The organism is Actinokineospora terrae, from assembly GCF_900111175.1.
GTDB lineage: Bacteria > Actinomycetota > Actinomycetes > Mycobacteriales > Pseudonocardiaceae > Actinokineospora > Actinokineospora terrae.
On the sequence record NZ_FOGI01000012.1, the window covers coordinates 285,795 to 301,628 of the forward strand.

The following is a 15,834-nucleotide window of genomic DNA, read 5'->3' on the forward strand; positions in this document are numbered from 1 at the left end:
CACGCGGTTCGGCCGGACGCGAGCGGTACCCGCGTCCGGCCGAACCGCGTTGGGCCCAACACCGCAACTTTGATTCTCCGGCGGGGCCAACCCTCCCGGTCAACTCGCCGACCCGATGCGATGGGGACCGCGCATCCCGCACCACTCCCATCGCCCCGGTCCCCGGATGCCACCGACCCCAGCTGGAGGAACCGCCGTGACCGCGACCACCACCACACCCCAGGGTGTCCTGGCCGCACTGCGCCGCACCCCGACACCCGTGCGGTACCTGCTCGGCGGCGTGCTGGTCAACCAGTTCGGCGCGTTCGTCCAGACGTTCATGGTGCTGTACCTGGTCTTCCGCGGCTTCTCCGCCGGGCAGGCCGGTGCCGCGATCGCCGCCTACAGCGTCGGGTCCATCGTGGGCGGGCTCATCGGCGGGGAGCTGGTGCACCGGATCGGTCCACGCAACACCATCACGGCCGCGATGCTCGGCTCCGCGGCGATCCTGACCGCGGTGCCCTTCTTCGCCACCCCCGCGCTGTTCGCCGTTCTCCTGGCCGCGCTGCTGCCGGCGGGAATGGCCACGCAGAGCTACCGGCCCGCGGCCGCGGTGCTGCTGAGCGACCTGATGCCCGACGACGTCCGGGTCCTCGGCTTCTCGATGATGCGCATCGCGCTCAACCTCGGCGCCGCGTTGAGCCCGCTGATCGCCGCCGGGCTGGTGCTGCTCGACTGGGACCTGCTGCTGTGGTTCGACGCCGCGACCGCGCTGGCCTACGCGTGCCTGGCCCGCTGGCTGCTGCCCGACGTCCGCGTCGAGCGGCAGGAGAAGACCGGGACCCGCGTGGCGTACGGGATCGTGTTGCGGGACGGGCGGTTCTGGTTCTTCCTCGCCTCGGTGGTACTCGGCACCATCATCTACGTCCAGTACACGGTGTCCCTGCCGCTGAAGATCAGCTCGGAGGGCCACTCCACCGGCCTCTACAGCGCGGTGCTGGTGACGGCGTCCGCGGTGCTGATCCTGTGTGAGCTGAAGATCACCACCTACGTCACGCGCCGGCCGGGCCACGTCGCGGCCACGGCAGGCACCATCCTCATGGGACTCGGCGTGGCCGGGTTCGGGATCAGCGGCGGGTCGGCGGCCGCGCTCATCGCCTGCACCGTGGTGTTCGTGTTCGGCATCATGATCAACGGCCCGACGATGTTCGCCTACCCCTCGTCGTTCCCCGCCGCGGTGAAGGCCCGCTACATCAGCGCGCACCAGACCATGTTCGGCCTGGGTATGGCGCTCGGACCGCTGTTCGGCGTGGCCGCGTGGATCGGGCTGGGCAACGGCGTCTGGTGGCTGTGCGGCGGGCTCGCCATGGTCGCGGCCCTGTGCGCGTTCCTCGGCATGCGGGTCCCCCGAACCGCCTGAGTCAGAACACGAACCGGCAGTAGCTGTCTTCAGCCTGCCCAAAAACCCCGATAGGCGGCCACAACGGCTGCCGTGGAGGTGTGCACGACATGGTCGAGAACCACACGATCGAGATCCGCAACCTGGACCGGGACAACCTCACGAGGGCGTACGGCCTGGACTCCCAGCGCCTGCTGCCCTGGGCCGCGCTCAACGCGCCGTTCGAGGGCGCCTGGTGCGTCCTGCGCTCGGGCGACGAGTCCACCCCGCACGCGCACCACGAGTACGAGATCTTCATCGCCCTGACCGGGACCGCCGAGCTGGACGTGGACGGCACGCGGCACGACTTCGTCGCCGGTGACGTCGTGCGGCTGCCCCCGGGCTGCACGCACAAGGTCGTCAACGACACCCCCGGTGACTTCGAGTACTACGGGATCTGGTGGGACGCCGAGATGTCCGAGGGTTTCCTGGCCAGACACGGCCAGGCCCCCGACACCCCCCGGTAGCCCGCGCCCGCGAAGCGCACTCCGCCCACGAAAGGTACTCAGCACATGAGCACCATCCGTCAGGTCTCGGGCGACGAGCGGCTGGACACCGCCTTCACCCTCTACCCGTACGCCTTCGACGAGACGCCCTCGGCCGGTTCGGCCGAGGGGTTGCGCGCCACCTTGCCCTACCACGAGGGGAACCACACGCTGGTCGTCGAGGACGGCGGTCGGACGGTGGCCACCGCGACCGCGATCCCGACGCACCAGAACCTGCGCGGCACGGTCCACCCGATGGCGGGCATCGCCTGGGTCGCCACCCACCCCGGCGCGCGCAGGCAGGGCCACAGCCGCGGGTTGATGCACCGCCTGCACGGCGACATGCTCGAAAAAGGACACCTGCTGGCCGCGCTCTACCCGTTCCACCCGTCGTACTACGAGAAGTTCGGCTACATCGGGTTGCCGCTCAACCGCACGGTGACGTTCCCACCCGAGGGCCTGGCGCCGCTGCTGGCGGTCGACCTGCCCGGCGAGGTGAGCTGGCAGTCCATCAAGGACGGTTTCGAGGACTACCGGGCGTTCCAACGGCTCCTGCTCGCCGAACGGCACGGGTTCATGTACACACCGGACTACCGCGCGGTCCGGGTGCTGGACCCGGCGACGAGCTGGCTGGCGACCGCCAGGGCGCACGGGGAGGTCGTCGGCGTCCTCACCTACCGCGTCGAGGGCTACGGCGGCCGGTTGATCGCCGACGAGCTGCTCTACCGCGACGCGCTCGGCCGGGCGCTGCTGCTGCGGTTCCTGGCGCAGCACACCCACCAGGTGACGCGGGTCGAGCTGACCGTCGCCCCCGACGAGCACCCCGAGACCTGGGCGACCGCGCTGACCGTCGCGACCTCGACCGAGGTCGCGTTCCCCACGTCCCCGCCGCTGATGACCCGCCTGCTCGCGCTGGACGCGCTGCACGGGGTGGCGGGCGGCCCCGGGCGGGTCGAGATCGAGGTCGTCGACGACCACCTGCTGTCCGGGCGGTACCTGCTGGAGGGCACCGGCGGGGCGATCGAGGTCGGCCAGGGCACGAACCCGCAGGCCACGCTCACCGCCGCGGGCCTGTCCGGTCTGGCCTACGGCGTGCTGGACCCGGTCGACGTCGTCGCGCGCGGCCTCGGCGACATCTCCCCCGGAGCCATCACCCAGCTGCGTTCCCTGCTCCCCCGGCGCACACCGCACGCCTTCGGCCGAGGCTGATGCCGATGTCGTTGGCGCGCTGACTCGCGCGCTGGACTCGCGCGGGTGTCGGCACGTCGTCGGCACCCGCGCGTTCGGCGACTCTCCGTGTCCGGCCAGGGCCACCGCCGGAGTTGGCAGGGAGAGTCAAGATTCCGCCCCCCAGCCCGGCCTAGCGTCCTTCGCACCCGGGCTGAGGGGGAGGATGATGCTGGACACACTGCACACACTGGAAGTGGTGCGGCGCAGGGGTTTCGCGTCCCGATGGGGCACCGGCGCGGTGCTCGTGGTCGTGGTCGGGTGGTTGGCGTACACGGTGGTCACGAGCCCGAACCTGGACTGGGTGGTGATCGGTCGGTACTTCTTCTCGACCCCGGTCATGGAGGGTGTCGGGACCACCCTGGTGCTCACTTTCGCCACGCTGGGTATCGGCCTGGTGCTGGGCGCGGTGCTGGCCATGATGCGGCAGGCCCGCAACCCGGTCGCGGTCGCGGCAGCCTCGGCCTACATCTGGTTCTTCCGCGGCGTGCCGCTGGTCGTGCAGATCGTGTTCTGGTTCAACCTGGCGCTGCTGTTCCCGACGCTGGGGTTCGCGCCGACGAACGCGGTGATCACCCCGTTCCTGGCCGCGATGCTGGGGCTGGGCCTGCACGAGGCCGCCTACCTGGCCGAGGTCATCCGCGGCGGGTTCCTCGCGGTGCCGCGCGGGCAGGTCGACGCGGCGCTGACGATCGGGATGACCCCGGCGCAGGCGACCAGGGCGATCGTGCTGCCGCAGTCGGTCCGGGTCATCCTCCCGGCGCTGGGCAACCAGTTCATCCTGATCCTCAAGGGCACCTCGCTGGTCTCGGTGATCGGCGGCGGCGACCTGATGACCAGGGCGCAGCAGATCTACGGGCAGAACTACCAGGTGATCGCGCTGCTGCTGGTGGCGACCGGGTGGTACCTGGTCCTGGTCAGCCTCGCGGGCGTCGGGCAGCGCTTCCTCGAACGGTGGGCGGCGTCATGAGCGGCGGTCTGCGGTTGCGCGGCCTGCGCAAGTCCTTCGGCGGCCTGGAGGTGCTGCGCGGGGTCGACCTGGACGTGGCGCCGGGCGAGGTGGTGTGCGTCATCGGCCCCTCCGGCAGCGGCAAGAGCACGCTGCTGCGCTGCGCCAACCACCTCGAACCGCTCGACGCCGGGTTCGTCCAGGTCGACGACGTGCTCGTCGGCTACGAACTGCGCGACGGGCGGCTGCACGAGAGCAGCGAGCGCGACATCGCCCGGGCCCGGCTGCGGATGGGCATGGTGTTCCAGCAGTTCAACCTGTTCAGCCACCTGACCGTGCTGCGCAACGTCACCCTCGGGCCGGTCAGGGTCCTGCGCCGCGACCCGGTCGAGGTCGAGCGGGAGGCCCGCGACCTGCTGGCCAGGGTCGGCCTCACCGAGCACGCCGACAAGCTGCCCGGTCAGCTCTCCGGCGGGCAGCAGCAGCGGGTGGCGATCGCCCGCGCCATGGCCATGAAGCCGTCGGTGCTGCTGTTCGACGAGCCCACCAGCGCGCTGGACCCGGAGTTGGTCGGCGAGGTGCTCGCGGTGATGCGCGGCCTGGCCGCCCAGGGCATGACGATGGTGGTGGTCACCCACGAGATCGGCTTCGCCGCCGAGGTGGCCGACACCGTCGTGTTCATGGCCGACGGTGTCGTCGTCGAGACCGGCCCGGCCGACCGGGTGCTGCGCTCCCCCGACTCCCCGCGGACCGCGGCCTTCCTCGCCCACGTCCGCCGACACCCCGACAAGGAGACCGACCATGCGTAGACCCCTGGCCGTCCTGGCCGCCCTCGCCCTCGCCGCCGCCGGGTGCGGTGACCCCGGCGCCGCCACCCAGCCCGCCGCGCCCTCCGCGTCGGACCTGCCCGGCAAGGACCAGAAGCTGCACGACATGCTGCCGCAGCGGATCAAGGACGCGGGCAAGCTGCACGTGGGCACCACCCTGCCGAACCTGCCCTACCTGCTCACCGACGCGAGCAACAACATCACCGGCGGCATCACCCCGGACGTGGGCCGGGCGGTCGCGGCGAAGCTGGGGCTGGGCTACGAGATCGAGAACATCGCCTGGGAGGCGCTGCTGCCGGGGCTGACGGCGGGCCGGTTCGACATGGCCGACGACGGGCTGTCCGACACCGAGGAACGCCAGCGGGTGGGGGTGTTCGTGGACTACATGCAGTCCGCGAGCGTGCTGGTGACCGCGAAGTCGAACGAGGGCAAGTACAAGTCGGTGGACGACGCGTGCGGTAAGCGGATCGCCACGATCCGTGGCACCACCGACGTGCAGCACGCCGAGGAGATCTCCCAGGCGTGCGTGGGCAAGGGCAAGCCCGCGGCGGAGGCCCGGCAGTACCCGACCGCCCAGGACGCGGACCTGGCGCTGCGGTCCGGGCAGGCCGATTTCCAGGTCGCGGTGACCGAGCAGGCCAAGTACGCGATCAGCACGCAGAACGCCCCGATCGTGATCGTGTCCGAGGACTTCGCGCCGACGTACGTGGGCATGTACCTGCGCAAGGACGACACGCAACTGGCCGAGGCGCTGCTGGCCGCGCTCAAGGCGCTCAAGTCCGACGGGACACTGGACCGCGTCATCGGCCACTATGGACTCAAGGCGCTGTCCGAGCCGGGGCTCAACCTGGCGACCAAGGGCGGCTGACCCGCCGGGGAGGTGGCATGGCCAGGTCGAGCACCCCGCCGCTGCCGCTGCACGAGATCGAGGTCCCGGTGCCCAGCGGCCTGTCGCCGTTCGCCATCGGGACCTTCGACGAGATCGGGTCGTTCACCAGGGCCCGGTTCCCGCACCGGCACGACTTCTACGAGATCCTCTACCTCACCGGCGGCGGCGGGACGCACGTGGTGGACTTCGAGCCGTACCCCATCGAGCCGCACTCGGTGTACGTGCTCGCCCCGGGCCAGGTGCACTTCTGGCAGGACACCGAGCTGATCCGCGGCCGGGTGCTGGTCTTCGCCGAGGAGTTCCTGCTCGCGCACCCCGGTGGCCTGCTGCCCGCGCCGGGGGGCAGCCCGCTGCTGCGGCTGAGCGGCCCGCAGGTGGACCTGGTCGGCGGGATCCTCGACGACATCGACCGCGAGTACCGGACCAGGGCGGCGGGCTACGCCACCATGCTGCGGGCGCATCTGCACATCCTGCTGGTGCACGTCCAGCGGCTGCGGCAGGCGCACCCGCACGTCCCGGTGCCGTCGTCGCTGGTCTGGCAGTTCACCCGGCTGGTGGCCAGGCACGTGCTGACCGAGCGCTCCGTCGGCGCCTACGCCGAGCGGATCGGCGTCACCGCGGGCCACCTCACCGACCTGGTGAAAGCCGCCCTGGGCACCACCCCCGGCGCGGTGATCCGGGCCGCGCTGGCGCTGGAGGCCAAGCGGCTGCTGGCCCAGACCGAGCTGGGCGTCGCCCAGGTCGCGCACCGGCTGGCGTTCGAGGACCCCTCGTACTTCGGCCGGTTCTTCAAGCGCGAGACCGGCACCAGCCCCGGTGACTTCCGCCGGGAGGTCCGGGAAAAGTACCAGATAGCCCGAGACGGCTGACTGTCGTCCCGGGGGCCGGGTTCGTACCTTCGGTAGTACGCCAGATCGAAGGGAACCGTTGCCATGACAGGGAAGTTCGAGAAGTACATCGTCCGGAACATGGTCCGCGAGGAGCTGCCGAACGAGGGGGTCCTCGCCTACGGGGAGGTTGAGGGCGGTACCAGCGGCGCGCACGCGCTCATCAGCGGCTGGCAGGTGCCGGGCTGCCAGGTGCACATCGCCTACAGCTGGATCTACGAGGTGCCCACGCCGAACCCGTACGTCCTCGAGCACACGCACGAGTACGACGAGGTCCTGCTGTGGATGGGCTCCAACCCCAAGGACATCAACGACCTCGGCGCGGTCGCGGAGCTGACCATCGAGGGCGAGGTGTACGAGATCTCCACCAGCGCGTCGGTCTACATCCCGGCGGGCGTGCGGCACTGCCCGCTGGGCTACAAGAGCGTCGACCGCCCGTTCCAGTTCATCGCGCTGTCGCTGCACCCGGAGTACAAGTCGTGACCGGGGCGCCTCTGCTGCGCGGCATCCACGAGTTCATCGACGCCCGACTGTCCGATCCGGACCTGACCCCGGCCGGGGTGGCCGCCGCCAACCACGTGTCCACGCGGCAGCTCTACCGCCTCTTCGAGACCGAGGGCACCACGGTCGCCCGCTGGATCCGCGACCGCCGCCTGGAGCGGTGCCGCGCGGACCTGCTGGCATCGGAGCGCACAGGGGTGAGCACCGTCAGCGCCCGTTGGGGCATGCCGGACTCCTCCTACTTCAGCCGGGTCTTCCGCCAGCGCTACGGCTGCGCCCCCCGCGACTGCCGCCGCACCGGCTCGGACTGACCCGCACTCCCCCGGGGCCGCCGAACCCACCCACGATCGGCGGCCCCGGGGAGAAATAGCCGGCCTCGGCATGTATCCACGCCCCGGTCGGCGCAGCCGCACCACCCGTTCGCCTGCGCTCCGGCGTCCCTTCCGGGCGCTTCCTCCCGGTTCTCCACGGGGCTTCTACACTCAGTGGTCCTGCATGCAGTCGGCAAATAGCCGACCGGCCCAGCGGTGTTCCTGCATCCCGATCATGTGACTGGGGCAGCAGAGGGGCTGTCGGCGCATTCCGGTGACGTGCGGACCAGACCCCCGAACCGGCTGATAGTCCTTGTCGTGTCGCAACGAACGAGAAGGAGTTCCATGCGCACGATCGTCAGAAAACTGTCCACCGCGCTAGCCGCGCTCACCCTCATCCCGGCGCTGCTGATCGCCGCGGCCGCCCCCGCTTCCGCGGGCGGCTTCGGGGCGATCAGGGCGAGGAGCAACCTGGCGATGTGCCTCGACATCTCGCGGGGCAGCACCAAGAACCACGAGCCGATCCAGATCTACTACTGCAACGGCGGGCAGAACCAGGCGTGGGAGTTCACCCCGGACACCATCGGCCCGGACCACGCCAGCTACGGACTGCTCATCAACAGGGCCTCGGGCAAGTGCGTGGACGTCGAGAGCGCCAGCCTCGCGCCCGGCGCGCACATCGAGCAGTACACCTGCTTCCCCGGCACGAGGAACCAGCTGTGGTCCTACGACTTCGCGTCCGGGCGGTTCCGCGCGCTGCACAGCGGCCTCTGCATCTCGGCCGTGGGACCGGGCAACAAGGTGCGCACCGTCCAGTGGCACTGCGCCGACTCCACCCGCGCCACGGACTGGGAAGCCTTCTGATCCCCTAGCGGCCACCAGCGGCGGTCTCTCCCCATCCGGGGAGGGACCGCCGTCCGCTCACGACCCCCGGTTGGTGGCGATGACGGTCCACCGCTGCTTGCGGTCCGGGAGACCGGGGTCGAACGAGCGGGCGTCCGTGCCCAGTTCGACGACCTGGCCGCTGAGGCGCTCCACGACGAGGTAGTCGCCCACTGAGGACTGAGGCGGGATGGCGGCGGGTGGGTCCAGGTGAGCGGGCGGGTGGCGGTGATCCTGGGCCCGGCGGGAACACCCGGGTGCGGCGGCACCGACGACCCCGGTGATGAACGTCCTGCCCTCGGCGGTGAACTCGGGGACGCCGCCGATCGGGTTGGGGCCGCCCCAGGTCATCGGGCCGACGAGGTGACCGATGGGCTCACCGGGGATCGGTTCCCCGGCAACGGATCCGAGCCTTCGCCGGGTGTTCGTCGCCGGTTCCGTCCTCTTGCGCCGTTCGGCCCGAGCGCCGCGTCCACCCGGTCCGGCTACTCCACCTCGGTCAGGACGCGTTCGACGGAGCCGAGGCGGGTGCGCAGGTCGGTGAGCTGGGCGCGGGTCTCGGCGAGCTCCGCGACCAGGGCTTCCTGGGCGGACACCGCGCGCTGGGCGAGGTCGCGGTAGGCGGCGTCCCTGGTGACGGCGGCCCTGGCGCGGACCGAGGCGGCGACCTGCCAGACGATCACGGTCAGCAGCACGAACACGCCGACGACCCCGACGACCTCTTGCCAGCCGCGGATTCCCATGTCAGTCCGTCCCTTCGTCCGCCTGCTTGGCGGTGAGCGTCTCGGCGGCCTCGGCGATACCCGCGGGGGTCAGGGCGAACTCGAACGGCACGACCTCGTAGAACTTCATGGCCTTGCCGTCCGCCGAGAGCTCCAGCGTCGAGGCGACCAGGCCCGCCGCCTCCAGCTTGCGCAGGTGGACCTGCAGCAGCGCCCGGCTGATCCCCAGGGTCCGCGCCAGTTCGCTGACGTAGGCGCGGTCGCCGACCAGTGCCGCGATCACCCGCAGCCGGTGCGGGTTGGCCAGCGTCGCCAGGACCCGCACGAGGTCGTCCCCGGACGGTGTCACCGCCCCCACCAGCACATAGCAACGGAAGTTAGCACATGCCGTGTTCAGTTAGCAGGACACCGGCAGCTCCCCCGCGACCCGCGCGCCACATGCTAACTTCTGCTTGCAGGTGCAGCACTCCGATAGCGCACCGTTTACCAGGGGGAACTCAGCATGCGAGGCACTCACGACCACCGGCCGGGCCTGGCCGAACGGGTCACCGACTGGTCGATCCGGCACCGCCGGACCGCGATCATCGGCTGGCTCGGCCTGGTCGCGCTGGCGCTGGTGGCGAGCGTGGCCATCGGCGGCCGGGACGCGGCGAACCTGCCACCCGGCGAGGGCGAGGCGGCCCAGGCAGCGCTCAACGAGCAGGGCGAGCACCCGCGCTACCACGAGAACGTGCTCGTCCAGGCCCTGGAACCGGGCGGGCCCGACTTCTTGGACGACCCGCGAGCGGTCGCCGCGGCGCGCGACCTCGTCGTGAGGCTGCGGGCGCACCCCGAGGCGGTCAGCGACGTCAGGTCGCCGCTGGAGGCCACACCCGGGTACGTCTCCGCCGACCGGAAGTCGGGGCTGGTCTCGTTCACCGTGAACTGGCCGGTCGAGCGGTTCGAGCAGCACATGGCGACAGCCACCGGCGCGGTCGCCGCGGTGGCGGCCGGGCACCCGGGGATCCGGGTGGCGCAGGCCGGTGACCGCAGCCTGATCTCGGCGGTGGACACCGCGGTGAAGGCGGACCTGCACCGGTCGCACCTGCTGTCACTGCCGTTCGTGCTGGTCATCCTGCTGGTGGTGTTCGGCTCGGTGGTGGCGGCCGGGGTCCCGGTGCTGCTGACCGGCACCGCCATCGCGGGCGCGGTCGGGCTGGTCGGGGTGCTCGGCACGGTGATCCCGATCAACAGCGCGGCCTCGGCGATGATCGTGCTGGTCGGGGTGGCGGTCGGCGTCGACTACTCGCTGTTCGCCCTGCGCCGCTACCGCGAGGAGCGGCGGGCCGGGCACGACGAGGTGACGGCGCTGCGCACGACGGCGCGCACGTCCGGGCACGTGGTGCTGGTGTCCGGGATGACGGTGGTGCTGTGCCTCGGCGGGCTGCTGTTCACCGGGCTCGGCGTGTTCGTCGGCGTCACGATCGGGCTGGCGCTGGTCGTCGCGCTGGCGGTCCTCGCCTCGGTCACGGTGCTCCCCGCGGTGCCGGCGGCACTCGGGCCCCGGGTGGACCGGTTGCGGGTGCGGCGGGTGAACACCGTGGGCGAGTCGCGGTTCTGGACCGGGGTCGCGCGCGGGGTGGTCGCCCGGCCGGTGCTGTGGGGCGGTCTCGGCGTGCTGGCGCTGCTGGTGTTGGCGGTACCCGCGCTCGGGATGCGGTTGCGGGACGCGGCGTCGACCGACAGCCTGCCCCGGGACATGGCCACAGTGGACTCGGCGATCCGGATGGGCGAGGCGTTCCCCGGGGTGCCGGTGCCCGCTCAGGTCGTGGTGTGGCGGCCGGACGGGGAGTCGGCGGACACGGCCGAGGTTCGGGCGGCGATCGAGGGGCTGCACGGGCGGATCGCTGGGAGCGGTGGGCTGCTCGCGGAACCGTTCACTGTGGACCGGGTCGACAACGCTGTCGTGATCCGGGTGCCGCTGGCCGGGTCGAGCACGGACGAGGTCTCGGTCCGCGCCCTGGAGTTGTTGCGCGCCAAGGTCGTTCCCGAGACGGTCGGCGCGGTGGACGGCGTCGAGGCCGCGGTGACCGGGCGGACGGCGACGGCGGCCGACTTCGTGGCGAGGGTGCGGGCGAACACCTGGCTGGTGTTCGGGTACGTGCTGCTGGTGTCGTTGCTGTTGATGCTGTTCGTGTTCAGGTCTCTCGCGATCCCGGTGCTGTCGATCCTGCTGAACCTGCTCTCACTCGGCGCCGCGTACGGGGTCGTCACCTGGGTGTTCCAGGACGGGAACCTCCACTCGGTGCTCGGGTTCACCTCCTACGGCGCGGTGATGAGCTGGCTGCCGCTGATCCTGTTCGTCGTCCTGTTCGGACTGAGCACGGACTACCACCTGTTCATCCTCAGCCGGGTCCGCGAGCGGTGGGCGGCCGGGGCGGCCGCGCGCGAGGCGGTGGTCGGTGGCATCGGGCACAGCGCGGGGGTGGTCTCCAGCGCCGCGGTGGTCATGGTGGTGGTGTTCGCCGTGTTCATCACGCTGACCTCCATCGAGAACAAGATGCTGGGGGTCGGACTCGCGGTCGCGGTTGCCCTCGACGCGACCGTCGTGCGCGGGGTGCTGCTGCCCGCGGCGTTGGCGCTGCTCGGCGAGCGGGCGTGGGGTGCGGGGCGGGTCAGGCGGCGATCGCGAGGTCGGTGATGCCGGCGAACAGGTGGGCGCCCTTGCCGGTGAGGGTCACGCGGCGGATCTGGGTGCTGGCGGGCTCGATGGCGATGAGGCCGCGGCGCAGCAGGGCGGCGAGGACGTCGGACTGCCACAGCGGCAGGGTGCCCGCGGGGGTGCCGTCGAGGTAGGCCCAGCGGAAGCCGGTCAGGCTGTCGGAGTCGCCCACCTGGAACAGGACGGCGCCCTCGGAGACGTCGAACAGGGTGGCCATCACGTCGTCCTCGGTCATCCCGATCCGGGCGATGTCGTTGGTGGCGGTCGCGGCGGTGGCGGTGGCGAAGGTGGTGTTCACGGTGCGCTCCTCGGTGTTCGGGGTGATGGACTCATCCTTGCCCGACCAGGCCGCCCCGGGCCTGAGAAGTACCCGGAGCACTCTCGGTCCACACCCGTCCCGCAACCGTCAGCACGCGCCGGAGCCGTTGTCCACCAACGGATCGGGTGACATCAGTCCGAACAGGACAGCAGGTGTCGGTGACCTGCCGTCCGCCAGTATGACCCATGTGGGTGACACGACGCGTCACTGTTCCGAGTGTCTGGTCGGTAGCAGCTCACACTCCGAGTGATGCGGTGATCCGGGCCCCAACATCCGGCTCCAGCAGGTCTCCGGCCGCGGCACCATCACCGTCGGCAGCGGCTCGAGCGGCGCTACCGGTCGGCGGCGATGGGTTGGGGTAGGGGGCCGTGGTGGGTGGTGGTGGACCAGGCGGTGGGGAGGGTGAAGGTGAAGAGGGCGCCGCCGGTGGGGTTGTCGGTGGCGGTGATGGTGCCGCCGTGGCGTTCGACGACTCGTTTGCAGATGGCGAGGCCGAGGCCGGTGCCGGTGTGGGTGGTGTGGCGGTGGGCGCGGTGGAAGTTGTCGAAGATGATCTCGTGTTGGCCCGGGGGGATGCCGATGCCGTTGTCGGCGATGGTGACGTGGACCAGGTCGCCGCGGACCTCGCTGGTGATGTCGACGTTGGCCACGGTGCCGGGCGCGGTGTACTTCACCGCGTTGCCGATGAGGTTGTCCAGCAGCTGCCGGATCAGCACGGCGTCGGCGTTGACCACGGGCAGCGCGCCGATGGTGAACACCGGCACCGGCAGACCGGCCGCGGCGGCGCTGTCGGAGCGGGCAGCCGCGATGTCGGTGGCCAGTTCCGACAGGTCCACGTGCGTCGGGGCGATGGCCGCGTCGCGGGCGGTGGTGTACGCGAGCAGGTCGTTGATGAGCCCGCGCATGCGCCCGGTGGAGCGCTTGACCCGGACGAGCCCCTGGCGGGCGCGGTCGACCATCGGGCCGCCCGGGGCGTCCTGCAGGGCCTCGTCGGCGTCGTCGGTCCAGCCCTCGGCGGCGGTGAGCGGGTTGAGCAGGTCGTGGGCGACCACCCCGGCGAACGCGGCGAGCTCGTCGCGGTGCCGCCGCTCGGCGGTGACGTCGTGGAACAGCACCACGGCGTTGTGCCCGCCCTGCTGGTCGGGCAGCGCGGTGGTGCGGACGTTGATGATCCGCCCGTCCGGCACGCCGGGGTTGCGGACCAGCACGTCCGCCTGCTCGACCTGCTCGCCGGAGGCCAGCCGCACGTGCGGCATCTCGGCGGCGCTCAACGGCGTCCCGTCGAGGTGGAAGAAGCCGTAGTGGCTGCTGTCGACCACGGTGTCGTCCGGGCTGATGCGGCCGCCGAGCAGGCGCAGCGCGGCCGGGTTGCGCAGCGTGACGCGGCCCTCGGCGTCCACGACGGACAGCCCGTCGGCCATGGAGTCGATGATGGCCCTGGTCAGCGCGGCGCGGCGGTTGGTCTCGTCGGTCTCCAGCGCCAACTGCCGGACGAGGGTGTCGCGCTCGTCGCGGCTCAGCGCCAGCGCGAACCCGATGACCGCCACCACGGTCACGAACAGCTGCACCACAAGCGCACGCACCGCCGTGGACTCCACGGCTGCGAAAGGCCCGTCACCGTTGAGGGTGAACAGCACGGCCACGATAGCCACGGACAGGGTGTGCAACGCGACGAACGTGGTGGGTAGCCGGACCGCCGCCCACACCGTCAGCGCGATCAGCGTCGAGGCCACCGGCAGCCCGTGCGTGGTGCCGAGCCCCACCGCGTACGCCCCGACCGAGCAGAGGATCACCAGCGCGCACTCGGCCGGTATCGCGGCCCCGCCGCAGGTCGCCGACGGGTCGCGCCTGGCCGCCCACCGGGTGGCGACGGTGCGCGCCACGCACAGCCCGGCCAGGCCGACCACCAGCATCCCGGCGAAGTTGCGGGCCATCCACACCGCCACCGTGATGATCGAGAAGTGCCTGGTGACCAGCCACAGCCCGGCGGTCCCCAGCACCGCGCCGGTGGAGGCGGCCAGGTACGCCGCGGCCAGCACCCGCCACAGGTCGCGCGGCCCCTGCAGGCCGCCCTCGGGCCGCAGCGACCACAGCGCGGGCCGCCAGCGGGTGATGAGCACGACGAACACCGACACCTGGGCCAGGTTGGACACCACGAACACCACCGCCTGCCCGGCGCTGGCGTTGGTCAGCATGTTCACCACGATCGTCGTCACCGCGAAGGCGACCACGTCCACCCGCAGGTCGGCGACCCCGCGCTGCGCGCAGAACCACATGACGGCGACCCCCGCGGCGGGCCACACCAGGCTCAGGCTCGTCTGGTCGAGCACGGTCAGCCTGCCCGCCACCGTCGCGACGACGTAGAGGGCGGTGAACGCCGCCGTGCGAGCCAGGGGGTAGGACAGCACCGAGTCGGGAGAGGGGGTGGGCGTTCTGGTGAACCGGGTTCCACGCAACCGCACTAGACCAACCCCTCCGCGTCCCCTTCGCCGAGCAGGCCCCGTAGTGCCGTCCGCAGCCGGTCGGCACTAGAGGGTTTGCCCACGTAGACCGCCCGCGCGTCGCGCATCCGCTGGACGTCGGCCGCAGACCACAGCACACTGAGGAAGATGGCGGGCAGGTGCTCGTCGTACTCCCGGAGCCGGTGCAGCAGGTCGACCCCGTCCATGCCCGGCATCGCCACGTCCAGCACCACAGCCTGCGGGAGCCCGTTGCGCTCCACGGCGGCCAGCGCCAGCACCGCGCTCTCCACCGCGAGCACCTCGTGGTGGTCCTCCCGCAGCCACTGGGCGACCAGGTCGCGGACGTCGGTGTCGTCCTCGACGACCAGCACACGAGCCACGGTGCCTCCCACCCGAACTCCGCTGCCCCTACTGACACCGAGGAGCACTGGCGTCACCCCCGCGTGACCCGAACCACTCCACTCCACCACGCGAAGCCACCCAGCGCGATCCGAACGGTGCCTATTCCTCCCACCACCCGCCCCCACTTCCCCACCCGGCGTCGTTCCCGACTTGGCGGGGTTGACGTGCGGTGGACGATGTTCGACAAAGAGGTGTCACAACCGAACCCGCTGCGCGCGTTGCTCCATCGAGGACTTGCATCGGCGGCCGGGGCCGGAAACGCCAAATTGGCCGTACCTGCTGGAAGACCGGGGAAGTCAGCAGGTACGGCCAAGAGAGGTCGCGCTGTCCCGCAAGCCGGTCCTAGGGGCCGGGACAGCGCGTCCACTCAGCTCTTGGGCATGAGGACCGAGTCGATCAGGTACACGGTGGCGTTGGCGGTCTTGACGCCGCCGCAGATCACGTTGGCGTCGTTGACCTTCAGGTTGTTGCCGGAGCCGGTGACCTCGACAGCGCCCTTCTCCACGGTGGTCTGCGAGCCGACGACCGCCGACGGCGACTTCTGCCCGGCCACCACGTGGTAGGTCAGGATCTTGGTCAGCAGCGCGTCATCGGTCTTGAGCTTCTCGATGGTCGCGGCGTCGATCTTCTTGAACGCGTCGTCGACCGGCGCGAACACCGTGAACTCGCTGCCGTTGAGCGTGTCGACCAGGTTCACCTTCGGGTTGAGCTTGCCGGACACCGCCGCGACCAGCGTGGTCAGCAACGGGTTGTTGCCCGCGGCGACAGCCACCGGGTCAGCGGCCATACCCGACACCGAGCCCGCACCGCTCGGAACGGCCTTGGCGTAGTCGGCACAGCCGGGGCCGACCAG

18 protein-coding genes are annotated in these 15,834 nt (G+C 71.2%); 11 read left to right on the forward strand and 7 right to left on the reverse strand.

Annotated elements, in window-relative coordinates:
* Nucleotides 1-196: 196 nt before the first annotated feature.
* The 10 genes from BMY07_RS26665 to BMY07_RS26710 all read left to right on the forward strand — a co-directional run bounded on the left by BMY07_RS26665 (nt 197) and on the right by BMY07_RS26710 (nt 8,357).
* Nucleotides 197-1,399 (forward strand): MFS transporter, encoded by a 1,203-nt coding sequence (locus tag BMY07_RS26665; RefSeq protein ID WP_218150778.1) that lies wholly within the window; start codon nt 197-199, stop codon nt 1,397-1,399.
* A gap of 89 nt (nt 1,400-1,488) precedes the next feature.
* Nucleotides 1,489-1,884, forward strand: coding sequence for a cupin domain-containing protein (locus tag BMY07_RS26670; RefSeq protein ID WP_218150779.1), 396 nt, complete (start codon nt 1,489-1,491; stop codon nt 1,882-1,884).
* Between the two features lie 45 nt (nt 1,885-1,929).
* Nucleotides 1,930-3,111, forward strand: coding sequence for a GNAT family N-acetyltransferase (locus BMY07_RS26675; RefSeq protein WP_092784455.1), 1,182 nt, complete (start codon nt 1,930-1,932; stop codon nt 3,109-3,111).
* A 217-nt stretch (nt 3,112-3,328) separates the two neighbouring features.
* Nucleotides 3,329-4,099, forward strand: coding sequence for an amino acid ABC transporter permease (locus BMY07_RS26680; protein ID WP_245782682.1), 771 nt, complete (start codon nt 3,329-3,331; stop codon nt 4,097-4,099).
* Nucleotides 4,096-4,887 carry an amino acid ABC transporter ATP-binding protein gene (locus BMY07_RS26685; RefSeq protein ID WP_092784570.1) on the forward strand — a complete coding sequence of 264 codons (792 nt, stop codon included), beginning with the start codon at nt 4,096-4,098 and terminating at the stop codon, nt 4,885-4,887. Before BMY07_RS26680 ends, BMY07_RS26685 begins: the two co-directional genes overlap by 4 nt.
* Nucleotides 4,880-5,773 carry a transporter substrate-binding domain-containing protein gene (locus tag BMY07_RS26690; RefSeq protein ID WP_092784461.1) on the forward strand — a complete coding sequence of 298 codons (894 nt, stop codon included), beginning with the start codon at nt 4,880-4,882 and terminating at the stop codon, nt 5,771-5,773. Before BMY07_RS26685 ends, BMY07_RS26690 begins: the two co-directional genes overlap by 8 nt.
* Before the next feature lie 17 nt (nt 5,774-5,790).
* Entirely contained in the window at nt 5,791-6,663 is an 873-nt protein-coding gene (locus tag BMY07_RS26695) for a helix-turn-helix domain-containing protein (protein WP_092784464.1), read from the forward strand.
* 63 nt (nt 6,664-6,726) lie between these two features.
* The gene (locus BMY07_RS26700; protein ID WP_092784467.1) at nt 6,727-7,164 is read left to right on the forward strand and encodes a cupin domain-containing protein; all 438 of its coding nucleotides are present in this window, start codon (nt 6,727-6,729) and stop codon (nt 7,162-7,164) included.
* The gene (locus BMY07_RS34560; RefSeq protein WP_177215787.1) at nt 7,161-7,493 is read left to right on the forward strand and encodes a helix-turn-helix domain-containing protein; all 333 of its coding nucleotides are present in this window, start codon (nt 7,161-7,163) and stop codon (nt 7,491-7,493) included. The genes BMY07_RS26700 and BMY07_RS34560 overlap by 4 nt, the downstream gene beginning before the upstream one ends.
* 345 nt (nt 7,494-7,838) lie before the next feature.
* Nucleotides 7,839-8,357, forward strand: coding sequence for an RICIN domain-containing protein (locus tag BMY07_RS26710; RefSeq protein ID WP_092784470.1), 519 nt, complete (start codon nt 7,839-7,841; stop codon nt 8,355-8,357).
* A gap of 57 nt (nt 8,358-8,414) precedes the next feature.
* Here the strand turns inward: BMY07_RS26710 and BMY07_RS26715 are convergent, their stop codons facing one another.
* The 3 genes from BMY07_RS26715 to BMY07_RS26725 all read right to left on the reverse strand — a co-directional run bounded on the left by BMY07_RS26715 (nt 8,415) and on the right by BMY07_RS26725 (nt 9,455).
* Nucleotides 8,415-8,726: a hypothetical protein gene (locus tag BMY07_RS26715; protein ID WP_092784473.1), complete on the reverse strand. Its 312-nt coding sequence runs from the start codon at nt 8,724-8,726 to the stop codon at nt 8,415-8,417.
* A 134-nt stretch (nt 8,727-8,860) separates the two neighbouring features.
* Nucleotides 8,861-9,118 (reverse strand): hypothetical protein, encoded by a 258-nt coding sequence (locus tag BMY07_RS26720; protein ID WP_092784476.1) that lies wholly within the window; start codon nt 9,116-9,118, stop codon nt 8,861-8,863.
* A gap of 1 nt (nt 9,119) precedes the next feature.
* Nucleotides 9,120-9,455 carry an ArsR/SmtB family transcription factor gene (locus BMY07_RS26725; RefSeq protein WP_092784576.1) on the reverse strand — a complete coding sequence of 112 codons (336 nt, stop codon included), beginning with the start codon at nt 9,453-9,455 and terminating at the stop codon, nt 9,120-9,122.
* 144 nt (nt 9,456-9,599) lie between these two features.
* Between BMY07_RS26725 and BMY07_RS26730 the strand changes: the two genes are divergently transcribed.
* Nucleotides 9,600-11,777, forward strand: coding sequence for an MMPL family transporter (locus BMY07_RS26730; RefSeq protein ID WP_245782683.1), 2,178 nt, complete (start codon nt 9,600-9,602; stop codon nt 11,775-11,777).
* Here the strand turns inward: BMY07_RS26730 and BMY07_RS26735 are convergent.
* From BMY07_RS26735 to BMY07_RS26750, 4 genes are all read right to left on the reverse strand, one after another.
* The gene (locus BMY07_RS26735; RefSeq protein ID WP_245782684.1) at nt 11,752-12,096 is read right to left on the reverse strand and encodes a hypothetical protein; all 345 of its coding nucleotides are present in this window, start codon (nt 12,094-12,096) and stop codon (nt 11,752-11,754) included. The two genes, BMY07_RS26730 and BMY07_RS26735, sit on opposite strands and share 26 nt — an antisense overlap.
* Nucleotides 12,097-12,449: 353 nt before the next feature.
* Entirely contained in the window at nt 12,450-14,579 is a 2,130-nt protein-coding gene (locus BMY07_RS26740; protein WP_245782685.1) for an ATP-binding protein, read from the reverse strand.
* Nucleotides 14,579-14,959: a response regulator transcription factor gene (locus BMY07_RS26745; protein WP_177215789.1), complete on the reverse strand. Its 381-nt coding sequence runs from the start codon at nt 14,957-14,959 to the stop codon at nt 14,579-14,581. The genes BMY07_RS26740 and BMY07_RS26745 overlap by 1 nt, the downstream gene beginning before the upstream one ends.
* 389 nt (nt 14,960-15,348) lie before the next feature.
* The coding region (locus BMY07_RS26750; RefSeq protein ID WP_092784482.1) for a fasciclin domain-containing protein at nt 15,349-15,834 on the reverse strand (486 nt) is incomplete at its 5' end.

Bases quoted from the DNA above. Each gene is read 5' to 3' on its own strand.
- BMY07_RS26675 (WP_092784455.1), top strand. From the start codon at position 1,930: ATGAGCACCATCCGTCAGGTCTCGGGCGACGAGCGGCTGGACACCGCC.
- BMY07_RS26685 (WP_092784570.1), top strand. From the start codon at position 4,096: ATGAGCGGCGGTCTGCGGTTGCGCGGCCTGCGCAAGTCCTTCGGCGGC.
- BMY07_RS26730 (WP_245782683.1), top strand. From the start codon at position 9,600: ATGCGAGGCACTCACGACCACCGGCCGGGCCTGGCCGAACGGGTCACC.
- BMY07_RS26720 (WP_092784476.1), bottom strand. From the start codon at position 9,118: ATGGGAATCCGCGGCTGGCAAGAGGTCGTCGGGGTCGTCGGCGTGTTC.
- BMY07_RS26700 (WP_092784467.1), top strand. From the start codon at position 6,727: ATGACAGGGAAGTTCGAGAAGTACATCGTCCGGAACATGGTCCGCGAG.
- BMY07_RS26715 (WP_092784473.1), bottom strand. From the start codon at position 8,726: ATGACCTGGGGCGGCCCCAACCCGATCGGCGGCGTCCCCGAGTTCACC.
- BMY07_RS26695 (WP_092784464.1), top strand. From the start codon at position 5,791: ATGGCCAGGTCGAGCACCCCGCCGCTGCCGCTGCACGAGATCGAGGTC.
- BMY07_RS26690 (WP_092784461.1), top strand. From the start codon at position 4,880: ATGCGTAGACCCCTGGCCGTCCTGGCCGCCCTCGCCCTCGCCGCCGCC.
- BMY07_RS26670 (WP_218150779.1), top strand. From the start codon at position 1,489: ATGGTCGAGAACCACACGATCGAGATCCGCAACCTGGACCGGGACAAC.
- BMY07_RS26710 (WP_092784470.1), top strand. From the start codon at position 7,839: ATGCGCACGATCGTCAGAAAACTGTCCACCGCGCTAGCCGCGCTCACC.